Annotated in this window: 6 protein-coding genes; 5 read left to right on the forward strand and 1 reads right to left on the reverse strand. The window is 49.0% G+C overall.

The window, feature by feature from the left end:
- Window positions 1-1,072: 23S rRNA (adenine(2503)-C(2))-methyltransferase RlmN (rlmN, locus tag P8X48_12970; protein MEJ2108217.1), on the reverse strand; the 1,072-nt coding region annotated here is incomplete at its 3' end.
- Between rlmN and ffh the strand changes: the two genes are divergently transcribed.
- The 5 genes from ffh to trmD all read left to right on the forward strand — a co-directional run.
- Entirely contained in the window at window positions 1,071-2,402 is a 1,332-nt protein-coding gene (gene ffh, locus P8X48_12975; protein ID MEJ2108218.1) for a signal recognition particle protein, read from the forward strand. The genes rlmN and ffh overlap by 2 nt on opposite strands.
- Before the next feature lie 15 nt (window positions 2,403-2,417).
- Complete coding sequence (gene rpsP / locus P8X48_12980; GenBank protein MEJ2108219.1) at window positions 2,418-2,672, forward strand: 30S ribosomal protein S16; 255 nt, start codon at window positions 2,418-2,420, stop codon at window positions 2,670-2,672.
- Window positions 2,673-2,799: 127 nt separating this feature from the next.
- Window positions 2,800-3,030, forward strand: coding sequence for a KH domain-containing protein (locus P8X48_12985; protein ID MEJ2108220.1), 231 nt, complete (start codon window positions 2,800-2,802; stop codon window positions 3,028-3,030).
- Complete coding sequence (gene rimM, locus P8X48_12990; GenBank protein ID MEJ2108221.1) at window positions 3,023-3,547, forward strand: ribosome maturation factor RimM; 525 nt, start codon at window positions 3,023-3,025, stop codon at window positions 3,545-3,547. Before P8X48_12985 ends, rimM begins: the two co-directional genes overlap by 8 nt.
- A gap of 103 nt (window positions 3,548-3,650) precedes the next feature.
- On the forward strand, window positions 3,651-4,393 hold a 743-nt coding region (gene trmD / locus P8X48_12995), incomplete at its 3' end, for a tRNA (guanosine(37)-N1)-methyltransferase TrmD (protein ID MEJ2108222.1).

Consider the following 4,393-nt stretch of genomic DNA (forward strand, 5'->3'; position numbering starts at 1 on the left):
CCCTTAATTGTCCACAGGCTGCCGAAATGTCCTGTCCTTTGCTCCGGCGAATAATGACCGTGTAATTTTCCGCAAACAAAATATCATAAAATGCCTGAATCACCGCCTCTGCCGGCCGGTCGAAATCGCAACCTGCATGCGGGTTAAAAGGTATGAGGTTGATTTTGCATCGGATCGGCCTCAATAATTTTGCCAGGTGTCTGGCATTATCTTCGGAATCGTTGATTCCCCTGATGAGAATATACTCGAAGGTGATTCTTCGGCCGGGAGCGGGAGAATATCGACGGCAGCCTTCCAGCAATTTGCCCAGAGGATACCTACGGTTAATAGGCATCAACCGGCTGCGGGTTTTGTCATCGGTCGCATTGAGCGATATCGCCAGATTAACACGGGTATCCCGCCCCAGGGCAGCAAGTTTGGACACAAGGCCGGCAGTGGAGACCGTCACCCGTCGGCTTGCGAGTCGAAGTCCGGCATCGGTGTCGGTGATGACGCCGATTGCGCTGACAAGGTTTTTGTAGTTGGCCAGCGGCTCACCCATTCCCATAAAGACAATATTCGTCAAACGCATGGGATCATCCAATTCATTTTTAATGTCGCGTACCTGAGCGATAATCTCAGCCCGGGTAAGATTCCGTTCGAAACCGCCGGCGGCGGTCAGACAAAAAAGGCAACCCTGGGCACAGCCCGCCTGGCTTGACACACAAAGGGTATAATGATCCTTTTCGGGAATAAGGACACTTTCAATGCGGTTGCCGTCATTAAGTTTAAAAAGGTACTTACGGGAACCGTCCCGGGAAGTTTCAATCCGCTCGACTTCCAGCCGGCCGATCACAAAATGCTGCGGCAGCAAACTTCGGATCTCTTTGGAAAGATCGGTCATCACCTCAAAGCTGTCGGCTTGTCGCAAATAAATCCACTTTTGAATCTGTTCCGCGCGATATGCTGCAATTTGGTGCTCAGCCAGCCAGGAAACCAGTTTCTCGCGTGTAAGATCGAGAATGTCCGTTTTATAATTGAGTGTTGTCATCAGCGCTTGATGCGTTAAATGGGAATTGGTTGGAGAAACCATGTTTGAAAGCTTGAGCGAAAAGCTGGACGCCGCCTTTAAAAAGCTTAAAGGCCACGGCAAACTATCGGAAAAAAACATCGAGGAAGGCGTAAAAGAAGTTCGTATGGCCCTCCTCGAAGCCGATGTCCATTACCGTGTGGCCAAACGATTCATCGCCGATGTCAAGGAAAGGGCTCTGGGCCAGGAGGTCCTGTCCAGCTTAACCCCCGGTCAGCAGGTTATCAAGATCGTCAATGAAGAGTTGACGAAGCTGATGGGCTCTCGCAACGAAGACTTGAATCTGTCAGGTCCCAGCCCGGTAGCTTTGATGCTGGTTGGACTTCAGGGATCCGGTAAAACAACGACATCGGGCAAACTGTCTGTCTTTCTGCGTAAAAAGGGCAGAAAACCATATCTTGTGCCTGCAGATGTTTATCGCCCGGCCGCCATCGATCAGCTCAAGAAATTGGGCCAGCAGCTCAACGTCCCGGTGTTTTCCTCCACCACTGCGATGGATCCGGTGCAGATATGCCGGGAAGCTAGAACAGCAGCTCACCAGCAGGGATGCGATACGCTACTGCTGGACACAGCAGGACGCCTTCACATCGATGAGGAGCTGATGGATGAACTCAGCCGCATCAAAAATGCCGTAAAGCCATCCGACATACTCCTGGTGGCGGATGCCATGACCGGCCAGGATGCGGTAAACATCGCCAAATCTTTTAATGAGACACTCGATATCGGTGGTGTTATCCTCACAAAAATGGATGGTGACGCCCGCGGGGGCGCCGCCCTTTCCATTAAGGAAATTACCGGCAAGCCGATCAAGTTTATCGGTGTTGGGGAAAAATTAAGCGAACTTGAGCCTTTTCATCCTGACAGATTGGCATCGAGCATACTGGGCATGGGAGATGTCCTCACGCTCATCGAAAAAGCCCAGGAAGCCGTTGATGAAAAGACGGCCGCAGACCTTGAGAAGAAGCTTAGAAAAAGCCAGTTTACCCTGGAGGATTTTCGCGATCAAATGGTTCAAATTCGAAAGATGGGTTCGCTGGGCGATATCATGAAGATGGTCCCCGGCATGGGTAAGCTCAAACAGATGAAGAACCTCGATGTGGACGAAAATGAATTTGTTAAGATTGAAGCCATAATCAATTCGATGACTCCCCGGGAGCGGCGGCAACATACGATTATCAACGGAAGTCGCCGCCGGAGAATCGCCAGTGGAAGTGGAACCCGGGTGCAGGATGTCAACCGATTATTAAAAAATTATACTCAATTGCTTAAAATGCTTAAAAAATTCAATAAAGGCGGCATGCGCGGTATGCAGCGGGGAATGCTGCCGTTTTGAAGGAGAAATGTAACTATGGCAGTTAAAATTAGATTGGCCCGACACGGAGCAAAGAAAAAACCATTCTATCGAATTGTCGTCGCGGACAGCGAAAGTCCGCGTGACGGTAAATTCCTGGAAAATGTCGGCACATATGATCCTTTGTACGATCCGGCCAAGATCACGCTGAAATCGGAGAGGATCCAATACTGGATGACCCAGGGCGCGAAACCCACGGATACGGTTCGAACCCTTTTAATAAAAGAAGGGTTTTTTGCTCCAACCGCCTGATATTCCGACTGATAATTACGGCTGCTTATAAGGGCAAAATCGATCATAAAGCTTTCACGACAACGTACGAAATTGTTCGCTGTTACGATGCCCCCACTTTTAAACCATCAAGAAAGGACACGGCACCATGAAAGATCTGATCAATTACATTGCTCAAGCGTTAGTGGATCATCCGGAACAGGTTAGTGTGAATGAGGTCACGGGGGGTCAGACCTCTGTTTTGGAGCTTAAAGTGGCCAAAGAGGATATAGGAAAAGTAATTGGCAAGCAGGGCAGAACGGCAAGGGCGATGCGAACCATACTCAGTGCGGCCTCGGCCAAGATAAAAAAACGCACTGTTCTGGAAATTGTTGAATAAGTCTGCTGAAAAGAAAGGCTATGCGCTCATCGGTAAGATCGTTGGCGTTCATGGCGTAAAAGGCACCCATAAGATCCGATCCTATGCGGAATCGCTGGAAATTTTTAAATCCGGCAGCTCGATTCTCATTCGCAATAACCGCGAGCTGGAAGCTATCTATGAAATCAATTGGGTTAAACCTCACACGGGAATACCTCTTTTATCGCTTAAAGGGGTTACCGGCAGGCGTCAGGCGGAATCGATGGTCGGCTGTGACCTGTTCATCAAAAAATCAGAACTGCCGGAATTAGAGGAGGGTACCTACTATTGGTTTGATCTGATCGGGATCGATGTATATACGACCCAAGAGGAATACCTCGGCCGGATTGCGTCAATCGTCGAGACCGGAAGCAATGATGTTTATGTGGTTAAAAATGGTGAGCAGGAAATACTGATTCCAGCCCTCGAAACTGTTGTTCTGGATATCGATCTGGGGAAAAAGCAAATGCGGGTGGATTTGCCTGAGGGCTTAATTTAGATGATCGGTTGACAAGTTGAATTGTTGATTAAGCACAAATGATTTAATCCACTTACTATTTGAACTGCCAAACAAGCTGTAGCTCGCTTATCAACAAAAACTGATGAATTTTGTTGTACTGACAATTTTCCCGGAAATGTTTGACACGTTCTGGGCTCATGGGATTATCCGCAGGGCGATCGAAAATAAAAAGATTTTTGTTTCGGCCGTAAACATTCGAGATTACACCGAAGATCGGCACCAGGTGACGGATGACCGGCCCTACGGCGGCGGCAGCGGGATGGTGATGAAACCTGAGCCCCTGGCGAGGGCGATTCGGGCGGCCTCCAACGCGCAACCGGGGGCCAGAACGGTATTGCTGACACCCCAGGGAGAGGTATTCAACCAGAAAGTGGCCCATGAACTGGCGTCTCTAAGTACGCTTGTTCTGGTCTGCGGTCGCTACGAGGGTGTTGATGAACGAATCTGTCACGATCTTATTGATTATGAAATTTCCATCGGTGACTATGTCCTTACCGGTGGTGAACTGGCCGGAATGATCATAGTAGACGCCGTCACACGTTTGATTCCCGGCGCCCTTGGCGGCGAGAATGCGGCTGAAAATGACTCGTTTGCAAACGGTTTACTGGAACACGCTCACTACACAAGACCCAGAACGTTCGAAGACAAGGAGGTTCCGGAGATACTGCTCTCCGGCCATCACCGGGAAATTGAAAAATGGCGCCTCAAATCTTCTTTGATTCGTACCTTTTTAAAAAGACCTGATCTGTTACAGGAAAAAACCCTGAATAGTGAAGAAATCGAAATATTGGAAAACTGGCATCGTGACATTGAGGAGATCTTAAT

Source organism: Acidiferrobacteraceae bacterium (assembly GCA_037388825.1).
Lineage (GTDB): Bacteria > Pseudomonadota > Gammaproteobacteria > Acidiferrobacterales > JAJDNE01 > JARRJV01.

Excerpts from the sequence above, each read along its gene's own strand:
- P8X48_12985 (MEJ2108220.1), top strand. The coding sequence starts at position 2,800 with ATGAAAGATCTGATCAATTACATTGCTCAAGCGTTAGTGGATCATCCG.
- ffh (MEJ2108218.1), top strand. The coding sequence starts at position 1,071 with ATGTTTGAAAGCTTGAGCGAAAAGCTGGACGCCGCCTTTAAAAAGCTT.
- rpsP (MEJ2108219.1), top strand. The coding sequence starts at position 2,418 with ATGGCAGTTAAAATTAGATTGGCCCGACACGGAGCAAAGAAAAAACCA.